Genomic DNA, 22,927 nt, shown 5'->3' with positions numbered 1-22,927 from the left:
AAGCAAATACAGTGCTTTAATTTTTATGGCAATAAATTTGCTTGACTAATTTCAAAACACACAAATCACATGAAAAAGCTATTATTTTTAATCCTATGTACCACCACGCTAGGCTTGGTGTCGTGCAAAAAAGACACCATTATCAATGAAACGCCGAACAGGACTTTCATTTATACGATCCAGCCGAATGATTGGAAGTTGAGTAGTGACGGGTACAACTATACTGCTACTTTAAATGTAGATGAGATTGATGATATTACTATGGATGATGAAGCTGTTTTGGTATACTTAACACACCCTATAAATTCGACCAGCTATGTACAAGTTCCTTTTACTTATGACGTAAATACCTATAGTTATGAGCTTTACAAGGGCGGAATTAGCATAGACATACAAAGTTCAGATGCTCAGGTGACAACCCCTGCTAAGCCAACTAAACCAATGACTGCTAAAATTATTATCATTCCTTCTAATTTCCAACCGTAAACACATTCGGAATAGCTTCAGGATAAAGATTAAAAATCAATTATATTCTAAAGCCAGCACTTAATAAGTGCTGGCTTTTTGTATCAAAAAAGTTACTACCTGCATATACTAGCGCCTTGATTAAGTTCAAACTATATTATCTATATTAGAGATAACAACCAAATAATAAACGACTTCTAGAACTTTAGAAGATATTTAATGGCCTAAATCATCCCGATATGCCTAAATATTACTTTAAAAGACTTGAGTACCTGAACGCGCTCATACCAAAAAGAATCATTGATCCATTTAATGGATCATCTGAAAATTCTAATGCCATTAGGCGGCACTCGCCTACGCCCCAAGAAATTTTAAGAACTCATCCCATGCCGTAATATTTTAACGACTCTCACCGTCGTGCAATTCATTTATTTAGCCATCCCCTATTAAAATGAACACAAACGTTAGCGCTTCCTCCAGCCCAAGTAAGATTCCTATGCTAAAAGGTTTTATTGACAATAATAAAACCCTGACAACAATCTTATTCTTAATTTCAATAAGCTTATTGGTTTATTTCCCTGTGCTTTCGCATAAATTCCAGATGCGTTGGGACGACCAATGGGTTGTAGTTAATGCCTACACAGAAGACGGCTTAACACGAAACAACTTATGGGCAATACTGACCGAGTTTTACAATGGACAATATGCCCCTGCAAATCAACTGTCTTATACATTACTTTATTCCGCATTTGGATATAACCCCCTCTGGTTCCATCTCTTAGGAATTATTATACATATAAGCAATGTAATTCTGGTTTATCTTTTTATCAAAAAGCTTCTAAATCTTTCTAAAGGCTTTAAAACAGCATCTGTAACCCGCATCGCATTTCTTACGGCCCTACTCATGGCAGTACATCCATTTCTTGTGGAATCTGTCGCCTGGTTATCCGCTTCTAAAATTCTCATTTATAGTTTCTTCTATTTAATCGCTATTCACATTTACCTGAGCTACCTCGTTTCTAAAAAGATAGGCCATTATTTATTGGTCGTTTTGTTTTTCATTTTGTCATTTGCCGGAAAGGAACAGGCAGTAACACTTCCGGTTTGTCTTTTATTAATAGATTATGCGGTAAAAAGAGATTTCCGAAGCAAATGGCTATGGTTTGAGAAGTTGCCTTTATTTATTATTGCTTTCTTTTTTGGATGCATTACCTTGCTTTCCCAAAGTGCAGACAAGGCTGGCTTGCTATCTGAGGCCCCTCGCTATCCATTTTATCAGAACATCATATTTGCCAGCTATTCTGTGACCGAATACCTTGTAAAATGTCTAATCCCCGTTAAATTAAGCTACTTATATGTGTTTCCAAATGCTATAGGCAAAGAAGTTCCCATGCGGTTCTGGATGTACCCGGCAATGCTATTAATTATATGTGTTTCATTTTGGGGTTTCTGGAAAAAGCACTGGGTCTTTTTTGGAATCAGTTTTTTCATTGTCCATCTTGGGGTTTGTCTGCATGTCATCCCGATTTCAAGATTCGCGATTGTCGCCGACAGGTACGTATACGTAGCCTCAATAGGGATCTTTTTCCTTATGGCCTACTTCGTGGATAAGGCCCTGAGCAATTTAAAATACAAAAACTTAACAATTATACTCAGTTTCTTGTATGTACTCTCCATAGGCATTTATGCCCATCAACATAGCAAGATCTGGCATGACAGTGACAAGCTAAAACAAGAGCTGAAAGAGTTGCTTAAAAAAAGAAATGACTTCCAGAAACACAAGGCTAACAAATGAAACTAACTTTTATTAACATAGATTTCATCATCCTTATTCCACCTTTAATCAGGGTCGAATTATTTCTGTTGCAACATTGGTGACCCCGTTCCGGGGTCTTATAAATGCAATCGAATCATTAAAAATTAACCTAATTATAATTTGTTAAAATTAAAAATCATGAAAAAAACACTTAAAATAGTAGGAGTTCTGGCTGTTGTGATCACATTGGTTTGTAATCTCCAATATGCATTCTTTGATTACGACGTAACAAACAACTCAGGAGCAGCCAGTGCTGCATGGACCGATGCAAACGGCACTATGTATTGTGGAACCACAGGCAATACAAGTTACAGAACCGGCACATGGGTTTGGCAAAATGACAATTACTACAAAGTTGTTCAAGGCTGGTATGGTTACGACTATGGCTATTATGAATTTTTCCCAAACAACTCGGGAACTCAATGCGGTGTAGGATACAATCCTAACACACCTCATAATAACTACCATGACGTTACCAATATCGTACCTAGCTGGCCTGAATACTAAATTTAAAATCCGCCATCTGTTTAAGGTGGCGGATTAATCAATATTTACTCAAAATCAAATATCTCATCAATGAAGTACTACCTACTTTTCCCTTTATTCATTCTATTTATTTCATGTTCGCAGGAGAAAAAGAAAGAGAAATTCGATTTCCCTGTAACGAAGATTAAGATCAACCCCGCAGAGAACAAAAAAGCTTTCATTGAGGATATTGCTGATAGTGTTTATTATGTAACCCTAGAAGCCGAAAAGGATTTTTCCATTAAACATATTTCTAATTTCTTTGTAACTGATAGTCTTATCATTATCGCCGACCGATCGCAAAGTACTATTTTTCTTTTCGATCAAAATGGTAAGCCTAAAATCAAGATAAATCACCTGGGTGATAAACCTGACGAGTATGCGAATTTAACAGACATAATTTACGATGAGTACAACCATCGGATAGAACTATTAGATCTGAGCTTAAACAAAATTTTCAGATATGACCTTAATGGAAAACCTGAAGGTGTTCTGGATATTGTAGGCTCCAGGTATTTCGGTTTAACCTTTGCAAAAACTAAGGACATGTATGTAAGTGAGATCATCAACAACAATAAGGATTTGAGAAGACTTAGACTTTATAAAGAAGGAGACGGAATGCTTACCTACCATTCTCAGGAACTTTTCTTCCCCCCTGTGATTAAGGAGCTTGATCTGGGTTTTTCACATCAATTTGATAGTTACAAAGATTCTGTTTATTACTACCCACTACTTGACGATAAAATCTATACAGTGGACATTGATGATGTAAAACCAGCATTTCAAATTGAAGTACCTGAGGAAAATAAGATAGGCTTCGATATTAATTCTGCTAAACCGGCAAAAGATCATTTCGATTACTGGAAAAAAATGGAAGCAGCTAAAATAATGTACGATAATAATTCGCTTTTTGTTACTGATAAGTGGGTCTCTTTCAGATATAATTTCGGCTCAAGAACTGATCCCAGGAATGCCTTTTTTTCGAAGAAGACAGGCAAAACACTTCAATTTGTTGAATTAAATAGTAAAAAAGATCCTACGCTACACTCCCGCAATAAAATCTCAGGCAAACTTGGGGATTATTTTATAACCATAGTACCTTTTAAAAATGAGGTGATTCCGCAAAGCAAGCCAGCTATAGATAAGCCCATTATTTTTAAGCTCATGTATTTTAAATTGAAGGAGCTATAACGAGAACCTTTATTATCAGTTTTCTAAAATAGGTAACCTGAACAAAATATCGGCTATTGCTTCTGTTTTTCCGATTCCCGGATATAAAAGTCAGATAAAGATGTAAGCCGATTGTTAGAAAATTCCTTGTTGAAGTAAATATCTTGTTGTTAAACTACTTCATAATGGCAGCTTGAAATTCAGCCACTCCATTTTTATCTCATGGATTAAAACGTTGCTCTGTTATCATAAACATATTACCTCCTTCCAAGTTAAAAGCTAGAGTAATGGTGCTTTCTGAAACAACACCTGTCTTTGCAGCTGGCTAAGTTTACAAAAATTTACTAAAGCCAATCCAGACTCAATTATAAATTCTCGATATGCATCGTTAACCGAATTTTTAGACATATAAGTCTTGGCAGACATAAAACCATCATAAGTAGGTGTATAATCCTTAAAGCTTACTCTTAAAAATCTGTAAGTAGCGGCAACCAAAACTGAACATCTGCAAACTCTTTCGATTTGTTAATTTTGCAGCTCCCATATGAATAGCTTTTATTTGGTTAAATAGTAAACACAAGAAACTTCAACGTAAGTTAAGATTTACAAAGAATCAAATAAGATGATTATTCCCATTTAATCACGAAAAAACCGATCAGATTACAGAATATATACCAAATTTCAAAAATGACGGAGGTTTATTTCAATACTGTCATTTTTTATGTTCTACTCTGTTCAATTAGATTACTCTTATTTTAATTAGTTTCTTTCCAGCAGCAGCTCTTCATATCGGCCTTTGCAACAAACATCTTTACTTCAAAATACCTGTTGTTAAATGAACTTTTTAGCTCAACCTATTCAAGATAGCATAAAGTCTAATAGGAAAAAGTTGAAATAAGAATCAAGTGGAAGAATTTCACTTTCTAATACTCGGTACGATAAATGTATTAGAGTAAAAGAAAAGTTTTTCATCATACAATTCAATACTATCGATTAGATCATATTTATAATTTTTAAATTTTAGGATAAATAAACTCTTTTCTTTATTTCTATTTATAGAATCTAAGATTGCTTCTTTATTTAGGAAAAAATATTTGTCTAATTGAACAAAATGATCCCATCCAATTTTTTCAATTTTTTTATTGGCATCCTGAAATTGTTTAGGGGTGATATCACAATAACTTGTTATGTATATGTACGGTTGATTCCCTAAGTCCTCTATATATATTCTCAAATATTTATCCTTTTGGAGATTAATCTTTTTGGATAGCTCAACCAATACATTTTGTTGACCGGCCCCAGCTAATTCTCTAATCTTGATATACTTCACAATATTGATTATTGAATTTAGAAATAAAAGGAAAATCGTCACCCCTAATAGTAAATTTTTCAGTAATTTATTAGTTATTATATCGTAAATTGCTAAAATACCTACTGCAGAAATCATAGGAAAGAGGATAACATTGCAGGAAGCTCGTAACGCATTGGGATTATTATAGGTTAAAGCACTTGGTAAAATAGACACCATGATAAATAGGTAAATATAGATTGGATTGATACTTTTATTTTCTTTGAATTTCCAATAGAATAAAACTAACCCTAAATAAAAAAAGGGTAATTCAACTGTCAATAATCTAGCTACAGTTAAAAAATTGTAACTGCCAATTTCCGAAAACAAATATTGTGGCGAAAGATTTAGGTAGAAGTTTCTGAGCAAGATGAAAAGATATTCAAATGAAAAGCTAAAGAGCATCATAGTGTCAGCTGCCCTTGAAAAAAAAAACTGCGGCATAGCAATTACTGCATATAGTTGGGGGAGTGCTCCCAACGTAATAAACAAAATAAAAACTGAGCTTTTCTTTAACCAATTTGATGAACTTTTTACAATATCAATAAATATTACAATTGCTATCAAAAAGAAAATAAGTTTGGTTGACTGATAAGCATTAGTAGCAAGTCCGACACTCAAGCCTAAATAAATCAGATTTAAAATATAAAAATCTGATTCTTTGGCCTTAATCCATAGATAGATTGTAAGAATTACAAAAAATGAGGAGAGGCTCGCAGCTTCAAGTGCCAGACGGGACATGGTGATATGCCATGGAGATAGAACGGCTATTAAGAGGGTTAAATAAGAAAATATACTTCCCCCTATTTTTTTTGATGTCTTGTATAACAATAGAAGTGACAACATGCCTAATATTACTGATGGAAGTCTGCCTGAAAAAACTGAATAACCAAAGATCTTAATACTTCCTGCCGCAAGCCATGTGTATAAAGGTGGTCTATAATCATTTTCTCCAAATGCCCTAAGAATAACGGGATTTTTCAAACCCCATCTATCTGCACCAGTCTCTACAATTGAATATGCATCGTAGATATTGGAGAGCTCATCCTGGTTAATTWGKMAWGKKRWMWYTTCYANNWCTRASMAATCCTTAAAAAAAAACCAATACTAAAAGTCCCGACCAGAATTAGAGTCAAGAAATAAGTTTTGTTAATCAACATGATATTTTGCAATCTTTATTTTAATCTTTCGGCTATATTGTTTTCAAAAGAAGACCATTTTAAATTCCCCTACCTTTTTGTAATTCAAAGTTTAAATTAATTTTGTTATCCATATTTGTGCTTTTTACTATATACTCAGGTCTTTGTTTATTTTGTATAAAGAGCTTACCTAGATATAAACCAATAATTCCAAGAATAAGTAATTGGAGCCCACCTAGAAAAGAAACAGTCACAATTAAAGATGCCCAACCGGAAATGGTATGTCCATAAAAAAATTTCACAAATACATATGGGATATAAGAAAGCGATAAGCAAGAAATAAACAATCCAAGATAAATCGCTATATGTAAAGGCTTAACACTGAAACTTGTTATACCTGACGTTGCTAATTTTATCATCTTAGGCAAGGAATAACTAGTATTTCCGTTAATTCTGAGACCATGATTATATTCAACGACTGTTTTTTGAAAACCCATCCATGAAATTAATCCTCTAAGAAAAATATCATTCTCAGGTAAGTTCTTAATAATATTTACAAGTTTTCTATCAATCAAACGAAAATCAGGAGAATCGTGTTCAATTGGTGTATCAGATATTATTGTCAACAGCCGATAAAAGAACTTTGATGTAATTTCTTTTAAAAAGCCTCCATGTTGCTTTGCCTTCCGACGTCGACAGAGAACAACATCAAAGCCTTCTTCCCATTTCTTAATTAGCTCCAATACTAACTCTGGTGGATTTTGAAGATCAGCATCCATACAAATAACAGCATCACCGGTTGAATAATCATAACCAGCTCTCAGTGCATTTTGTTGACCAAAATTCCGTGAAAAATTAATGAAATATACATTCGCGAACCGATTGCTTAGCATTTTTAACACTTCTTCACTATTATCTTTACTACCATCATTAATGAAGATTAATTCCAATTCATATGACCTAGTTTCTAAGACCTCGATTAATCGAGTGGCGATAAGTAAGATATTTTTCTCTTCATTATAAGCAGGAATAATTACTGTGATTAATGACATATAATTAGATTATTAGTTACAATAAATTAACCCACCCACTTAACACTTAGAAATTGATAATAGAAAAGGGCGAAAAGAAATAAGTTAAGGGCATACATCGGAAATAACATCGACGATGCTTTGTTAATAAACTTACTTAGAATCAAAGAAATCGAAAACAATGAGTAAAGAAGAATATGATGCTGATATTTGAATGTACCTGTAATAAATAACCCCAAAATTAGAATGATAAAAATACAATAGAAATCATACTTTTTCATTTTACATTGTGAGTGAAACCAATTAATAAAGCAAATAGCAAATGGGGTGCATAAAAGATGTCGATTTATACTCCAAATATTTGTCATTCCTTCTACATAGTTTGTAAAAAAAGTATCTAAGACAACAACTGATGATAAAAATAAGGCTGAAAAACATGCCGACTTATTAAGTATAAATTTATTTTCATTTTTTGACAATAAATTCCTTGTAAATTCCATCCCCCATTTCACACAATAATACATTGAAATCATTCCTAGAGTCCACGCAATTCCATCAATCCCCAGGATCATTTTAGCGGAATAAGTAGAAAAAGGTAACGATATAGGAATTAAGTGTCTATTGTAATACTTAACGGCTTCAATATAGTAAAACCATTTCCCTGTTTGAATGAATTGCATTAGTACCACGATAAAAATACAAAGTAGTGTCACTGAACAATAAACAAAAAGTTTTTTCAGAACATCGAAAAATTTATCTTTTGAACTATCCCAACAAAATAGCTCTGTCAAAATTAAAATAGGCAAAAATACTGTAGAAACAGCTCTTGTTAAACAACACCCAAAAATCCCTAAAATCAATAAACTGAAAGAATTATTACGATATCCGATTACTATCAATGTTCCGAAAAAAAAAAATAGAGACTCTGTATATGGCAAGTAAAAAAAAATAAAACTAGGTAATGAAACCAATACCAATAAGTAGATCGTTTTATATTTCTCCTTTCCTATTAACAAAGAAAATGAAATCATAAACAATACTGCATTAAAAAAACTAATCTGGATGGCAGAAAATTGCGTTACTTTCCAAAAAAGTGAAAACAGTGGAAAGAATGCCATATTAGAAACCTGAACAGGTAAATATGTATACCCAGATTCTCTTATTTGATTATACCATACTGCGTCCCAACTTACAATATTTCTTTCGTTAGGAAGAAGATTTATAATTTGAAGCTTATAAAGAATAAAATAAAAAACCACCATCACTATACAATTAGCTCCAGATAGAAGCAGTGCTTTTTTATTAAATAAATTAAAAAAAGTAATCATTTTTAGAATTATTTTTTAATTAAAATTTCATTAGATCTAAATTAATTCAATATGGGAGTAGGATAAATGTATCTGTTAATAACGCAATAAATTTGCAGTATTAACAGATACATTTACGATGTTGAGTATTATATATGCGGAAACCCGATAATGAAACGTAAGCGCATTTTTTCCAGACATCTATATATAGCTATTCGATTAGTTCTTATTTCACTATTAGTTTCAACAGCCTGCAAGTATTTTTTTTTTCAATTTTACTCAATTCCAACTGATTCTATGGCCAATACGATATTAAGTGGTGACCAAATATTAGTTAGTAAATTGCATTATGGGGCAAAAATTGCAACAAGTCGTTTACCAGGGTTTTCAAAGGTAAAGAGAAATGACATCATCGTATTTACGAATCCGGTAAATAAGGATGAGTTCCTAATCAAAAGGTGTATTGCATTACCTGGAGAACTCCTATCAATTATCCATCATCAGGTATACGTTGATTCAAAAATCATCAGGCAACCAAATACTTCCATCAGTCATTATTATATTGAGACCTTCGATCATAAAGCAATGATTCACCTTAAAAATAAATTCAAGCTCGAGAGCTTATACCCAGACAATAATACATCTACTATCGTACCTCTTAATCCAGAAATAGCGAAAGAAATTCAAAATATGCCAAGCGTAAAGGAAATTCATAAAACAGAAATCACGGGCCGACAATCAGATATATACCCACAAGAGAATTCCAACTGGAATAATGACAACTATGGCCCTCTACTAATTCCCAAAAAGGGACTGACTATAAAATTAAATCCTTCAAATTATTTTTTATACAAGAAAATAATTGATGTCCATGAAAGGTCTACCAGTTTTATATCCAATACTGAAATTTACATAAATGGAAAAGAAACCAGGTTCTATACATTTAAACAAAATTATTACTTTATGCTAGGCGACAATCGAAATCGTTCAATTGATTCCAGATATTGGGGATTTCTTCCTGAGGATTTAATTATAGGAAAAGCAACCCTAAATATACTCTCATACACATCAAACTCTTACCACTTAAATCTATGCTTATTATAATTTTTCAATTTGCCTTTAAATTTCTAAATTTTAAAATTAACATCAACAAATCGCTATTACTTCTAATTCTCTTACCTTTTCTGGCTAAATCTCAGAAAAATCAAAGTATATCTTTAAAAGGTGCAATTAGACTTGCTCAGAAGAATTCTTTAGACTATAAAATCGCTGTTTACATGGCAAGATCATCGTATTGGGATTACAAAGCTTATAATTCCAGTTTTTTACCTAAACTTACATTAAATGGAACCTTACCGAATTATTACCGAACCATTAACATGATTACTTTACCAAGCGGAGCAAACGATTTTGTAAGTCAAAATGTTGCCAATTCGAGCTTAAATTTGAATTTGAGCCAGAATATCGCTTATACAGGTGGTAGTATTGCGGTATCATCATCACTCCAACGCATTGATAATTTAGGACGGTTTTCCAATACAGCATATACATCTATTCCACTATCCATCTCTTACTTTCAGAATAATTTATTTTATAACCCAATTAAATGGAAAAAAAAAATTGAACCACTTAAGCTTCAGGAATCACAAAGAGAATATATTGAAAACCTGGAAGACATCTCTTATAAAACTATTGATAAGTACTTCAACTTACTAATAGCAGATGTGCAATATAAATTAGACCAACAAAATTTAATCAACATAGATACACTCCTAAAAATTACTTTGGCAAGATTTGAAATTGGGACTGTTAATTTAAATGACATATTACAGGCAAAAGTAAGTTTACTCAATGCAAAAAAATCCCTAGCTGCTTCTACTTTATTACTTGAGACTGCAAAACAAGGTTTCATACGCTATGTAAAGCTAGATAAGGATAAAAAAATCAATTTATTGACTCCCGATACACTGTTATTTTTCGATATAAGTACTGATGATGCCCTGAAACATGCCAAAAATAACAGAAAATATCCACTCTCCTTTAAGCGAAGATTATTACAAGCACAGGAGACGGTGAACCAGACAAAATCACAAACCGGACCTTCAGTTAGCATAAATGCCAATATTGGCCTGAGCCAAACAGGAAATGGCTTGCAAAATTCATATACAGATCTTCTCCGAAATCAATCAGTAATCATCGGCTTTAGTGTACCCTTGATAGACTGGGGTGTAAATAAATCTAACAGAAAAAGAGCAAATGCAAATCTCGATTTAGAAAATACAAATATTATACAAGAAGAATTAGCGAATGAACAAGAAATTTCTACAGAGATATTGAAATGGGGAATGCAAAAGGAATTGATAGAAATTGCAAAGGAAACCCGCATGTTAGCCCAACAACGTTATGATATTGCACGGCAGAAATATTCAATGGGTAGTATCAGTTATACTGATTTTAACAATGCTCAGATGGAGAAAGACCGTGCGGTTACTGATTATATCAGTAACTTACGAAACTATTGGTCGATGTACTATACTATTAGAAAAATTACTTTATATGATTTTGAAATTAATAGAAAAATAGAATTATCAGACATTCCTTTCGATTAATACAAAGTCCAACAGTTCTCAATCATTAATTTTGACGCTTTTTTTTTCAGAACCCCTATAATAATACCAGTAAACCAAAGGAATAAAGTATAAACTCACGGGAGTCCCTATAATCATACCTCCAATTAAAGCTAATGACAAAGGACGTTGAAGCATTGACCCTATATCACTTCCAAATAAAAAAGGAACTACAGAAAGAATAGTAGTCATACTAGTCATAATAATTGACTTTAACCTTCTTACACCACCGATGTGTATCGCATCCATTAAAGAATAATTTTTGTGTCTCCTAAGCTGATTTATCGTATCTATTTTCAGTATAGAATCATTTATTATAATTCCACACATAACAACGAGACCAATTAAGGAAATCAAATTAATTGAAGAATTAAAAAAGTATAGCATTATCAATGCTCCACTCATGCTTATGGGTAGTTCAAACAACACAATCAATGGCTGAACTAAAGATTCAAACTGTGCTGCTAGAATAAAATACAATAAAAAAATAGCTACACACAAAACTATTCCCATTTCTTTAATCAATTGATAATTTGAAAAATAGCTGCCAGAAAAACTTAATTCCATTCCATTTTTACGATTAAATTCGCTATTCAAAAAATTAATAACTTTATCTGGATCTTTAGTATTAACTGACACTTGAATATAATTTCCATTTACTCCTCCTTGTATAGTCTTATAGCTTCTTTCATTACTAATTTTGATCATATCAGATATCGGATAACTAATACCATTGACATTTTCTACAGTAATCGACCGCAAAATATCATTTAAGTCAGTCGAGTTTTTACTCAATACCACAGGGATCTGCAACTGACCACTTTGTAGGAAACCAATCTCATTAGGATTTAAGCTGCCTTTCAATTTATCAAAAACACTTTGTAAAGAGAGGTCATAAAGCAATAGCTTATCTGAATTTAAATTCAAAACCAAAGAACTTTGCGCTGCCTCCACAAATATTTCTGCTTTGGGAAAAGAATCTTTAATAAACTTTGAAACTTTGTCAACGTCGCGGGTACTGGGTAAAATCTGCCCTCCGGTTTGAAAGATCTGGACAACTAAGGGGGCCTGATCTTCTCCAAAGATTGTTTCAAAAATACTTTTAGGTGGATTTAATTTCCAGATCGCTTCGGGATATTTCTTTTCAAAATACCTTTTTAAATCCTTCTTGACGAGTATCGATGCACTAACGTTAGTAGATTTAACATAAACAACTGATTCTGAGGAAGACAATTCCTTTTCTTTATTTAAAAGATATTGTTGTTCACCGATAACTACACTAGATGATGACAGGTTTTTCCCTAAATTCATAACAAGATCTTTCACTCGATTCTTGTTCTCATCAATTGTTATATTACTGTTCCAATTAATCTCTATTATCTGCTCTGTTTGTTTAAGATTAGGAAGTTTTTCTTTATTAAGTAATATAAACAACAATGCATTCGATAGAATTAATACACAGACGATTAAAAATGAAGCTGTTTTATTTTTAAAGACCCACTGAAAACCTGCTTCATACATGCGTTCAAAAAAAGTAATACCATATTTTTCAAAAAATCTATTTTTAACAACCGTAACCTGACCACGATGGAATAACCGGTAAAGTACAGGTAATAACGTTACAGAAACAATTAAGGAAATAGCCAGGCCTATCCCAATTGCCATCGCTTGATCATAAAATAGCGCCCCAGCGATACCACTCAAAAAAATAAGAGGCAGAAAAACAGAACAGGTAGTTAATGCTGATGAAAGTAGGGGCCGAATAATTTCCGTTGCGCCTTTAACACAGGCATCAGAAAGTGCATCACCTCTATCACGGTACTGAGTGATATTGTCGATAACGATAATAGCATTATCAATCATTAATCCCACTCCTAAAACCAGTCCAGAAAGCGAGATAATGTTAATACTAATATTAAATAGATTGAAAAAAAGAATACTCAAAATCAGACATACTGGAATTGTTATTCCAATAAGCATCGGAGCCCTGACGTTCTTTAAGAAGAAAAACATCATTATAAATGCGAGCAAACTTCCATAAAGGAGGTCTTGCTTCAAATTATTGATAGAAAATTCTAGAATCTCTGTTTGATCCCGCACGAGTTCAAAACGAATATCCGGATAATCATGTTCAAATCCCAACATCAATTCATTTATAGCCTTTCTGAGGTCTCCCAACCTAGCTTGCGGTTGTTTGATAACGGCAAGATTTATAGCAGCTTGATTATTTGCTATAAATGTACCTTTCATTTGTTGCTGCCTGATTCCAACCTTAGCAATGTCTTTTAACTTAAATATTCTCTCGTTGTGTTTAAAACTTAGATTCTTTATCTCCTCTAAAGTGCGTGGATTTTGAGTAGCAAAGCGAATATTATATTCTAATATGCCATCCATTGCAGAGACATTTTCAAACACAAGGCTATTTTTCTCAATAATTTTCTTAATATTTTCCTCCGTTAAACTTAAAGCGGACATTGCAACTACATCTGGTTGGATATAAACTTCAGCACTTGTAGTACCTGTAATGTCAACAAAAGCAATCTCTGTCAACTGCTCCAATCTTCTTTTAATCACCTGATTAGCAAATTCACTTAATTCAAGAAAATGAGGTGCATTATTTGGGGAATTTACAGTATCTCTTAAACTCAGATTAATATAAAATACAGGAATATCGCTTGCGCTAGCTTTTACTACTCTTGGTCTGTTCATGTCGCGAGGAAAACTATTCATAGACAGATCAATTTTTTCATTCACTTCAATGAAAGCAAAATTAATATCCGTCCCGTAATCAAATCGAAGTTTAATTATGGAATAGTCATCACGGGTCTCAGTATGGATCTCATCCAATCCCGTTACCTGTTGTAACTGTGCACGTAGATTTTTAATTACTGCATCTTCCAATCTTTCAGCTGACATATTCTTATTACTAACATGTACTGTTATCTCGGGAATATCAATATAAGGCAACGGGGAAACAGGAATATGTTTAGCAGCTACAATACCGAGTAAGATCAGCGCAATAAACACCATAATAACAGCAACAGGCTTATGAATCAGAAATTTAACCATTCTATTTTAAAACACTAAAAAACCCCTTTTTATTCTTCATTTTATTTTTTGATTCTCCTATTAAAAACAATGGCAAAAAAATTAAGATTGCAGGAATAGAAAAGATTAAGCCACCTGTAACACTCATCGCAAGAGCGTACCAAAAAGCTTCTCCTTCACCATAAAAAATAAACGGCATCAAACTTAAAAGCATAGAGCCCATACTCAACAAGACCGGTATTATTTTCGAATTATATGACTTGAGAAAAACAACTTTTCTAGATTTCCCAGGATAATCTTTGCGGAGATTATTATAATCATTGAGAATGTACAAAGCAGCATTAACTACAATTCCGCATAAAATAATGAGTGCAGCATAGCCACCTTCATCAAAATGATAGTCAAAAATCCAGGCCATTAAAAATACACCAATAAAAGAAATTGGAATCATTGAAATCACAATTAGAGGCTGCAGAAGATCATTTAACAATACGCAACAAATAATAAATACAATTCCAATAGTAAGTAATATGGCCCAAGTCAAGTTTTTTTCATTCCCGGACCAAAAATTATTTATGATTTGCTTAATGCTGTATCCAATCGGCATTACAGATCTCATTTTCTTCATTATTTGCATGGATACAACTTCAGCTAAGGCTTGATCACCAATAAAGTCATAATTTACCACTAACTGATATTGTTGATTTTCTCTTAAAATCTCGTTTGGCGTTTTTTGCTTTTGAATAGAAGCAAATTCTTTCAGTCGAATATAAGACCCAGAATCAGAACGTACAGGTTCATTCATCACCTTCCATACAGAAGCTGGGGGCTGCCCAGAGCTAGCAACCACAGGAACCCTTTTCCCTTCGACAAACAAATTTGTTACATATTGATCGTTTCCCGAAAAATGAGCTAAAGAACTGTTAATCATATCAGAAGAAAAATAATTAACTAGCAAATTATCACTGTTATCTACTTGAAAAACAAACTCATAATTAGAATTTGTTCCTACATAATCTCGCTGACTTCCAATGGTTACATTTTCTATTCGCATGTTTTCGCGAAGCAAGCTTTGAACTTGCTCAGCATATTTTAGCAACCTTTCGTAATTATATCCAAGAAGTATTATACCGAAATTAGCGGCCTCCTTATGTAATTCATTATTAAAACCTTGTCCAACACCTGAAATTACAAACTCGGCCAAACCCGTATTTATTGCCATTGATTCTAGCTGGGTCTTTAAAACAAAAGGAAAGGGACCAGTCTCAAACTCCCTCAAAAAGCTAATTTCAATAGATGCATATCCATTATTTACACGACTTTGAAAATCTTCAATTTCTTTAAATTCACCCAAAAAATTTTCAAAATCCACCACAATATTATTGATCTGCTCTAGGTTTGTTCCATAAGGCATTTTGATTGCTACATTTATTTTGGTCTTTCCTGCGATGACAGCCGAATAGGGAAAATGCTCTTTTCTTTCAAGGAACAATCTCAATAGCCCCCCTAAAACTACATTTAAAACTGGGCGTATTTTCAAATTGTATTCATCTGTACCAATTGTTCTATTATAGGCGTTTGCCCATATGTTATTTGTAGCTATCCGCGACGGGAGAAGAAATATGGGCAAACCAAAAATAAGAATGAGGACTAGAATAAGAGATTTTTTAAACCTACTACAATAATTTATTAAATGAGAATAAAATTTAGACCATATTACTATTCTTCTTTTTCTTCTGACAATTGAGATAAAATTTTCTTGTCTTAATGGAAATTTTTCCAAAAGTGCAGGAACTAAAAAAAGTGAGATTAATAGTGATACTGATAAATTAATTATCATTACCCAAGCAAAATCTACCAGTCTGATTTGTTGATCCTCGCTCAAAAAAAAGACAATACAAACAGAACCTATAGTAGTAAACGTAGCTCCAATTACAGCGAGCAGAATCCGTAAGTCTTTCTTATTCCTTATATGATCAATGACCACAATACTATTATCAATTATCAGTCCCAAAGAAACTGTTATTCCAGCCAAGGAGTATAGATGAATTTCCAGCTTAAAAAAATAATAGAAGATAAATGCCAGCAATAAGTTCGCAACCAGAGAAATTAAAATCAATAAAAAATAGCGAATTTGCCTACTGATAATCAATATAAAAATAAGTAGAACGAACAAAGCGAAAAAAGAGCGCCAGATCACTGTGTCAAGCTCCTCCTTTAGAACATCAGTGGCATCATAGTTCGTTGTTATTTTGTATTCGACAGGGATTTTTTTTCGAACGTCATTTATCTTTTCCTTTATTTCTTTTGCAAGGACAAGATAATTTACATTCTTTGCCGCTACTATTTCCATTGTTACCGTATGCTGACCATTAATTCGGTGGTAAGATTTAGGAGGACTAGTTTGATAAACTATTTTAGCAAGATCTGTTAAAAAAATAATCCGATCACCCCATTGTTTAATTGCTATCTTATTCCAAGATACCTTATCAGGGTAATTTGTCACTAAGGTTAAATAATTATACGTTTCCTTAACTGATTTATCGCTTGATTTAACATTAGCCTTACCTAATTCAGACTTAAAAAAATAGTTGTTAATAGCTAAGCTTATATCCTTGATTGAAATCTCGTATTTTGCAAGCAACGCTGGATCATAATTTAATTTCCAATTAGACCTCTCCAGGCCATAAATTGTCACTTTAGAAATACCTTTTATTTGAGCTAGTAATGGTTGAATTGTTTTCTCAATAAACAATTGGATCTCGGCACTGCTGCCTCCTGCATTTATTGAATATGATAAAACACTCTTGTTTCCAAAAGGAGTGTTTGCAGATACAGCCGGGTAGCTAATCCCTAAAGGCAAACTGGGGTATAATTGTCTGATAAGAGCTGACACTTCATACTTTACTTCATTGATCTTTACATTTTTTCCAATGTTAGCATACACGTTACTATAGCCATTACCCGAACTCGAACTGACCTTAGTAATCCCCTTTACCGTTGCCAATAGACCTTCTATTTTTGTGGTAATCGTACTCTCCATAATCTGCGGAGAGGCATCATTCCAATAAGAATGGATTGAAATGCTGTTGAAGTTCTTTGAAGGTTCCAGCTGAACTGACAATAAAGGTATTAGCGCTGATCCAACTATCATGAACGCTACAAAAATGCTTATTACAGTAAATGCGGGTAAAGACCTTTGTTTCTGATTGTCCACCACCCTTATTATTGTTTTAAAGAAACTTCAAGATCATGAGTAAGTGTTACATTATTAGTAACTATAACCTTCTGACCTTTTTTCAATCCTGAGTTAATACTTACGAACCGGCTATTCTGCAAACCTATTCCTACATAATTCCATTTAGCCCGGCCATTTTCATAAGTAAATACAACTTCCCGCCCCTGCCGTTCTAATACAGCTTCTTTTGGAATAGATAATTGACGAGACTCAGTATTTCTAGCTACAACTCTAACACTCATCCCATTCAAAAAATAGCCATTTACATTATCAACAACTCCAGTAATTTTAATCATTCCATTATTATCAATAAATGGCTCAACTTCTGTAATTACTCCCTTTACAAATTCTTTTCTACCAAATGGAGCAACTTCGATTACTGTCCCTTTGGATACAAACTTATACTCCGTTTCCAAAACATTAAACTCTATACGCATTTGGTGATCATCCAGCAGTGTACAAAATTCAGAAGAAGTATTTGCCGCATTAAAATTCTTTGCTTTAAGATTGGCTATTTTACCCGAAAATGGAGCCGTAATTTTTGTTTTATCCAATGATTTTTTTGCTTCATCCGATTCATAAAGTGCCCCATTATAACCACTTTTTATTCTTGCCATACGCATCACAGATTTTGGTACAATAGAAGAATCTTTTAAACGGAATCCATAATCTATCAGACGATCATCCAATTCAACTGTCGCCTTATCTACACCATCCCTAGTCTTTGCTAGTCTAATTTTAAGATCTTCGTCATCTAATTTAACAAGAACCTGCCCTCGACTAACATAGTCTCCATTTTTCACTAGAACTGCCCTTATTTCACCATTAGAAGAAAATCTGATCTCTGCACTATTTATCGCTAGAGCCTTGCCATTACTAATAATCTCTTGATAGAATGGGCCTTCGAAAACCTCAGCAATCTCAACACTTACATTTCTCTTTTCAACAGCATTTTTTTGATTACTACCTGCAATTTCAGAATCTTCTTTAGCAGTACTAGAACAAGCATGCAAAAGTGGAAGTACTGCAAGTAACAAAAAGTAGAATAATTTTAAAGAAAAAGCCATTTTTAAAGTTTTACTTATTAAGAAATTAAAGGAAATCCAGATGCATTTAAATTTTTATTCTTCAACTTTATATCTATAAACCAATCTCCCAAGTTCACCAGCAGCATTAATCCCCTCAACAACAATCTTGTAAACCCCTGGTTCACTCGCATTGTAGAAATCAAAATATGCCTTACCGTCGTTATTAGTTTTCACTGCAGGGTTCCAATATATTGTCGAACGAAAATCAGGAATCCTATTGTTTTTATCCCCATTTTCATATCTGGGCTCATAGAACTCACGTCCCTTATCAAAACCCTTTGCCGAAAAATTGACAATGTTTGGGGTATATTTTTTATTTCGCAGAGGAGCCTTTTTAGTGTAAATAAGAATAGAAGCTCTCCCCAATAATCCCATTAATGCCAAATTGCTCCTAACAACTTCTATTTTAACAATATCCATGGGATCTATTTCATTACTATCAAATATTCCTGCGATCTCTATTGGGTCCTCAATTTTTCTTCCGTTAAGTATAATCTGCATAAGTCCGGATAGATTAATTGGATCGGGCCTAGAGAGTGGATAATTATTAACTATTCCCACCTTCCCGAAAAACACCCCATGTAATCTTCCTTGTAAACACACCCCCAAATTGGCACAAACCTCAGGTTTTTCAAGAAAAAAGGTTTGATCAGCATGTCCTTCCGGGATCTGCATCATTCCCTGAGGAGCAAATTTTTCACTTTCCCTTTTTTTAGCTATTATTTTTACTTCTCTAAGCCTTTGAACACGACTTAACCTGCCAAACTTAGGCAATGCCTGATCCTGATTCCGGCTATTTTCAAGATACACTTTAATATCTGTGCTAGTACCATTACTAGCGTCCGGCAAATTTTTATTCGTAGTAATACCCTGCACCTGAGCACTATCTAGTACTATCTCAACATTTTTTCGATTGTCATGTGTTTTGGCTTGCACTACAAACTTAAAACCATCTTTGAACATTAAGTCATCAAACTTAAATCTTCCATCAGTGTTTGTTCTGGTATCTTCCATAATACCTCCATTTAATGAAAGTAGATTCACCTTGGCATTTACAAGTGGCTTATTTCCTAAGGTAACTACCCTTCCAGAAATCTCTATACCCGACTTTTCGGTTTTGTAAACTGGAGTAAAATCCTGACCAAGATTATTCCACACAAACCTCCTGTAGCCTTGCGTCAACATCAGGTTATCCAAAGCTCTACTAGTTTCTTCGCTTTCATCAATAAAATAATGGTTCGGCTTTTCTATGTAGCCTTTCAAATCAGAACTCAGCAATAGATTTGACAGTATTGTACTTTCCGAGGTTTCGTCAAAAGGCACCTTACCCTCATTAATAACAGTAACAGAGAAGTTTCCGGCCACAAATTTTCCTGATGGATCTTTTGATTCCATCTCTATCCAAACATTTTCCTTAGTATTGTAACTTGTCTTTTCGGTTTTCAACTTCAATTGCATCAGATCCCGACTTCTAACAAATGCTATCCTTTCATTTAAAGGCTGCCCTTCATTGTTAAACAAGGTAAACTGAGCAATTCCTGTCGGAAAACTACCTTTAGCCAATCGTATTGATGTTATCGGTTTGCTCATTTTTATTGGGGAAGAATAAATAATCTCTCCAGAGGATTGCACGATTAAAGCAACAGTTTTGGCCCGCTGATACACACCTGAAGAAGCTTTAATACTGACACTTAAACTATCTTTATTACCCTGATTAATTGAAACAACATAGCCATCATCGCTCACTTTAGGAAGCATTATTCGTTTTTCTGACCCATCAGGATAAACTATTTCTGCAACATAACTCTTTCCCGATTCAGGTTTCAGATCAAAAGCACCCATCCCGGCATACAAGCTAGAGAAACCAGCAATTTCCTTACCCTCATTGTCTTTTATTTTACCTTTAATACTTATGCCAGCTCCATTAATTCCAATAGCTTTAAAAGCCACTTTGGAGGTTATTCCATTAATTAACCCTCCGCTTTCCGGAAAAAACTGAACATCACTATCAGAAAGTTCGCCTTTTAAAATAGCCTTTTTGCTTACCTTTTCTTTAGTTTCCTTCTTTACAATCTTGGAATTCGATTTGGCATCTGTATTGTTAACGAAGGGATCACCAATCATAAAAGTATGGTCAAAAAAGTAATCTTTATCCGAATTACGCATCCATTGCGTATAAGCCCTCAGTCTATAATTCCCCTCTTTAAAATCATCTGCTAATATCAAATCCCCAGCCGATGTTCCTTTAGTCAATTGAAACTTAAGCGTTTTCTGTATGGAGTCTCTTTCATTGATCAGATCCACATACAGTATTCCACTATGGGTTGATGGCTTATGCCTGCTCCCCATTGTTACATACGCCTTAAACCAAATGGTATCACCAACTGCATAATAGGGCTTATCAGTATGCAGGTAAACCTTTTCCTGTGGATTAGTTTCTACCCATTTATGCAAAGATGCAATTAACTTATTAACCGGATCATTATCGCTGGGAATACATGCTAAAACCAAAATTAAAACAGAAAAGAAAGGAATATAGAGCGATCGTTTCATAATATTTAATAATAGTTAATCTCTCTTTTGGTTAAATAAGTACTTACTTTATTTTTATTATTGAGAGTAAACCAATTACCCTTCTCATCATACTCGTATGAGTATTTTTTCTTCCAGTCAACAAAGCCTCCTCCGGTATATCGAATCTCTTGAACTATATTATTGTTATTATCATATTCATAAGTAATAGAATGTTTTAAATGTCCATTTGAAGCATACGCCCGTTCGCCGCCTAACAGTAAAGTGGGTTCAATTGAGTAGGCTATACTTCCACTATTTAAAGTCGTATCATAATCATTCCACTCCTTTAATATGAGGTTATTTAAGCCATCATACTTATAAACTTCCTTAAGCTTTAATTCTCCATATCCATCATAACAAACACGTAAGCTCCTATTATTTTTATCGTCATACTCATAACGTTCCAGGCTTTTCACCGAATCAGAAATATATTTTTTCGCCATCATCTTTCCGCTATCATAATACATGTATTTAATCCTGTAGCCATGTTCACCATCCCCTTGCTCTTCTGAGAGTTCCTTATCCTCATACACATAACTTATGGTTTGCTCGACGGCGTTGCTATCTATCGTATTATATATTTTTTGCTCAATCAATTTTCCATTTAAGTCATAACTATAACTTCTTTTTTGAACCAAAGTATTTATACCCCCGGTAGTTTCGTAACATTTCTCAGTAAATGACTGTACTTTCCCTTTAGGTCTTCGCATGTCCCCATAGAATGGAAACTGAGCCCAGGCTTCAGAAAAGGAAAATATGATCACAATCAAGAGTAGCAGTGTTATTAATTTCATCTAACAGTGTTTTTACATACCTCAATTTATTTTTCTATGGACTGCTTTACTAATCCGCATACAGCACGTCCTATAATATAGTAAAAAAAGAAAAAAACCACTGGCTTTCAACGACAATTGCATTTCTATTTTTCTCTTCTAATCTTTCACATTTGTTCTTTTTTACTAAAAAAATTTAAATAATCTTTAGTTAATTGAGGTAATGACTTATCAGGAACAAAGATATTATTTGCAACATTTTTATCATTAATGGTAAAAAAGTAAGGAAAATCCTGATCTTCAGTATATTTATTATCTAAGGCACCGAAAGGTATATTGATAATTTTAAAATTGATATTATACCTATTTTTTAAAATTCTTAAGTCATTAGGGCCACTATAGGATGCCATAATAATAATCCTGTCGCTACCAATTTTTTCTTCAAGCAATTTAAGGTGTATAAACTCCTTACTTACACATAAATCACAATTTCTTTCAGATACACGAAAAAAAAGTTTGCCTTTATAATTTAATGAGGAATCAAATCTTAATATCTTATTATTAATATCCTTTGCAAGGATAAAAGTAGGCAACTTGAATGAATTGCAATATTCAACCTGATATAATAACCTTTCTCTATAAGCTTTCTCTAACAGAGTGCCCTTAACCTCCACATCATTTTTTTTATCAATAAATATTCTCCTTATCAAAAAACCATTTGTGATTAATAACAACAATATGAACAGTAAAACAAAGGAATTTTTATATAATTTCATGC

At 33.4% G+C, this 22,927-nt stretch carries 16 protein-coding genes; 6 read left to right on the top strand and 10 right to left on the bottom strand.

The features are described from left to right. The first annotated feature begins 69 nt into the window (after window positions 1–69). The 4 genes from N824_RS04480 (at window position 70) to N824_RS04465 (ending at window position 3,997) form a co-directional block, all read left to right on the top strand. Window positions 70–486: a hypothetical protein gene (locus N824_RS04480; protein WP_048903932.1), complete on the top strand. Its 417-nt coding sequence runs from the start codon at window positions 70–72 to the stop codon at window positions 484–486. A 430-nt stretch (window positions 487–916) separates the two neighbouring features. After that, window positions 917–2,260 (top strand): hypothetical protein, encoded by a 1,344-nt coding sequence (locus N824_RS04475; RefSeq protein WP_048903931.1) that lies wholly within the window; start codon window positions 917–919, stop codon window positions 2,258–2,260. Window positions 2,261–2,419: 159 nt separating this feature from the next. Next, on the top strand, window positions 2,420–2,788 hold the full coding sequence (locus N824_RS04470) for a hypothetical protein (protein WP_048903930.1): 369 nt from the start codon (window positions 2,420–2,422) through the stop codon (window positions 2,786–2,788). Window positions 2,789–2,857: 69 nt separating this feature from the next. Then, window positions 2,858–3,997 carry a 6-bladed beta-propeller gene (locus N824_RS04465; protein ID WP_048903929.1) on the top strand — a complete coding sequence of 380 codons (1,140 nt, stop codon included), beginning with the start codon at window positions 2,858–2,860 and terminating at the stop codon, window positions 3,995–3,997. A gap of 258 nt (window positions 3,998–4,255) precedes the next feature. On the opposite strand, the gene N824_RS38225 is transcribed toward N824_RS04465, so the two are convergent. From N824_RS38225 to N824_RS04445, 4 genes are all read right to left on the bottom strand, one after another. Next, entirely contained in the window at window positions 4,256–4,471 is a 216-nt protein-coding gene (locus N824_RS38225; RefSeq protein WP_048903928.1) for a DUF6266 family protein, read from the bottom strand. 421 nt (window positions 4,472–4,892) lie between these two features. Further along, window positions 4,893–6,308: a glycosyltransferase family 39 protein gene (locus tag N824_RS04455; RefSeq protein WP_048903927.1), complete on the bottom strand. Its 1,416-nt coding sequence runs from the start codon at window positions 6,306–6,308 to the stop codon at window positions 4,893–4,895. Between the two features lie 235 nt (window positions 6,309–6,543). Further along, window positions 6,544–7,515 (bottom strand): glycosyltransferase family 2 protein, encoded by a 972-nt coding sequence (locus N824_RS04450; protein ID WP_048903926.1) that lies wholly within the window; start codon window positions 7,513–7,515, stop codon window positions 6,544–6,546. A 26-nt stretch (window positions 7,516–7,541) separates the two neighbouring features. Beyond that, window positions 7,542–8,822, bottom strand: a complete 1,281-nt coding sequence (locus tag N824_RS04445) for a hypothetical protein (RefSeq protein WP_048903925.1) — start codon at window positions 8,820–8,822, stop codon at window positions 7,542–7,544. Between the two features lie 150 nt (window positions 8,823–8,972). Here N824_RS04445 and lepB point away from each other — a divergent pair, with 150 nt between their 5' ends. Both lepB and N824_RS04435 read left to right on the top strand, forming a co-directional pair. Beyond that, window positions 8,973–9,905, top strand: coding sequence for a signal peptidase I (gene lepB / locus N824_RS04440; RefSeq protein ID WP_084498186.1), 933 nt, complete (start codon window positions 8,973–8,975; stop codon window positions 9,903–9,905). Continuing rightward, window positions 9,893–11,410: a TolC family protein gene (locus N824_RS04435; RefSeq protein WP_048903923.1), complete on the top strand. Its 1,518-nt coding sequence runs from the start codon at window positions 9,893–9,895 to the stop codon at window positions 11,408–11,410. Before lepB ends, N824_RS04435 begins: the two co-directional genes overlap by 13 nt. An 18-nt stretch (window positions 11,411–11,428) precedes the next feature. Here the strand turns inward: N824_RS04435 and N824_RS04430 are convergent, their stop codons facing one another. The 6 genes from N824_RS04430 to N824_RS04405 all read right to left on the bottom strand — a co-directional run bounded on the left by N824_RS04430 (window position 11,429) and on the right by N824_RS04405 (window position 22,925). After that, window positions 11,429–14,497, bottom strand: coding sequence for an efflux RND transporter permease subunit (locus tag N824_RS04430; RefSeq protein ID WP_048903922.1), 3,069 nt, complete (start codon window positions 14,495–14,497; stop codon window positions 11,429–11,431). Between the two features lies 1 nt (window position 14,498). Next, window positions 14,499–17,693 (bottom strand): efflux RND transporter permease subunit, encoded by a 3,195-nt coding sequence (locus N824_RS04425; RefSeq protein ID WP_152541980.1) that lies wholly within the window; start codon window positions 17,691–17,693, stop codon window positions 14,499–14,501. Window positions 17,694–17,701: 8 nt separating this feature from the next. Next, on the bottom strand, window positions 17,702–18,781 hold the full coding sequence (locus N824_RS04420) for an efflux RND transporter periplasmic adaptor subunit (protein WP_048903920.1): 1,080 nt from the start codon (window positions 18,779–18,781) through the stop codon (window positions 17,702–17,704). A 54-nt stretch (window positions 18,782–18,835) separates the two neighbouring features. After that, window positions 18,836–21,355 (bottom strand): carboxypeptidase-like regulatory domain-containing protein, encoded by a 2,520-nt coding sequence (locus tag N824_RS04415; protein ID WP_048903919.1) that lies wholly within the window; start codon window positions 21,353–21,355, stop codon window positions 18,836–18,838. Between the two features lie 5 nt (window positions 21,356–21,360). Next, window positions 21,361–22,170 (bottom strand): RHS repeat protein, encoded by an 810-nt coding sequence (locus N824_RS04410; protein WP_048903918.1) that lies wholly within the window; start codon window positions 22,168–22,170, stop codon window positions 21,361–21,363. 146 nt (window positions 22,171–22,316) lie between these two features. Beyond that, window positions 22,317–22,925 (bottom strand): hypothetical protein, encoded by a 609-nt coding sequence (locus tag N824_RS04405; protein WP_048903917.1) that lies wholly within the window; start codon window positions 22,923–22,925, stop codon window positions 22,317–22,319. Window positions 22,926–22,927: the final 2 nt, after the last annotated feature.

This window comes from Pedobacter sp. V48, from assembly GCF_000523515.1.
Taxonomy (GTDB): Bacteria; Bacteroidota; Bacteroidia; order Sphingobacteriales; family Sphingobacteriaceae; genus Pedobacter.
This window is presented reverse-complemented; position numbering and strand designations above follow the sequence as displayed.

Excerpts from the sequence above, each read along its gene's own strand:
- N824_RS04480 (WP_048903932.1), top strand. The coding sequence starts at position 70 with ATGAAAAAGCTATTATTTTTAATCCTATGTACCACCACGCTAGGCTTG.
- N824_RS04475 (WP_048903931.1), top strand. The coding sequence starts at position 917 with ATGAACACAAACGTTAGCGCTTCCTCCAGCCCAAGTAAGATTCCTATG.
- N824_RS04470 (WP_048903930.1), top strand. The coding sequence starts at position 2,420 with ATGAAAAAAACACTTAAAATAGTAGGAGTTCTGGCTGTTGTGATCACA.
- N824_RS04465 (WP_048903929.1), top strand. The coding sequence starts at position 2,858 with ATGAAGTACTACCTACTTTTCCCTTTATTCATTCTATTTATTTCATGT.
- N824_RS04450 (WP_048903926.1), bottom strand. The coding sequence starts at position 7,515 with ATGTCATTAATCACAGTAATTATTCCTGCTTATAATGAAGAGAAAAAT.
- N824_RS04445 (WP_048903925.1), bottom strand. The coding sequence starts at position 8,822 with ATGATTACTTTTTTTAATTTATTTAATAAAAAAGCACTGCTTCTATCT.
- lepB (WP_084498186.1), top strand. The coding sequence starts at position 8,973 with ATGAAACGTAAGCGCATTTTTTCCAGACATCTATATATAGCTATTCGA.
- N824_RS04435 (WP_048903923.1), top strand. The coding sequence starts at position 9,893 with ATGCTTATTATAATTTTTCAATTTGCCTTTAAATTTCTAAATTTTAAA.
- N824_RS04430 (WP_048903922.1), bottom strand. The coding sequence starts at position 14,497 with ATGGTTAAATTTCTGATTCATAAGCCTGTTGCTGTTATTATGGTGTTT.
- N824_RS04420 (WP_048903920.1), bottom strand. The coding sequence starts at position 18,781 with ATGGCTTTTTCTTTAAAATTATTCTACTTTTTGTTACTTGCAGTACTT.
- N824_RS04415 (WP_048903919.1), bottom strand. The coding sequence starts at position 21,355 with ATGAAACGATCGCTCTATATTCCTTTCTTTTCTGTTTTAATTTTGGTT.
- N824_RS04410 (WP_048903918.1), bottom strand. The coding sequence starts at position 22,170 with ATGAAATTAATAACACTGCTACTCTTGATTGTGATCATATTTTCCTTT.
- N824_RS04405 (WP_048903917.1), bottom strand. The coding sequence starts at position 22,925 with ATGAAATTATATAAAAATTCCTTTGTTTTACTGTTCATATTGTTGTTA.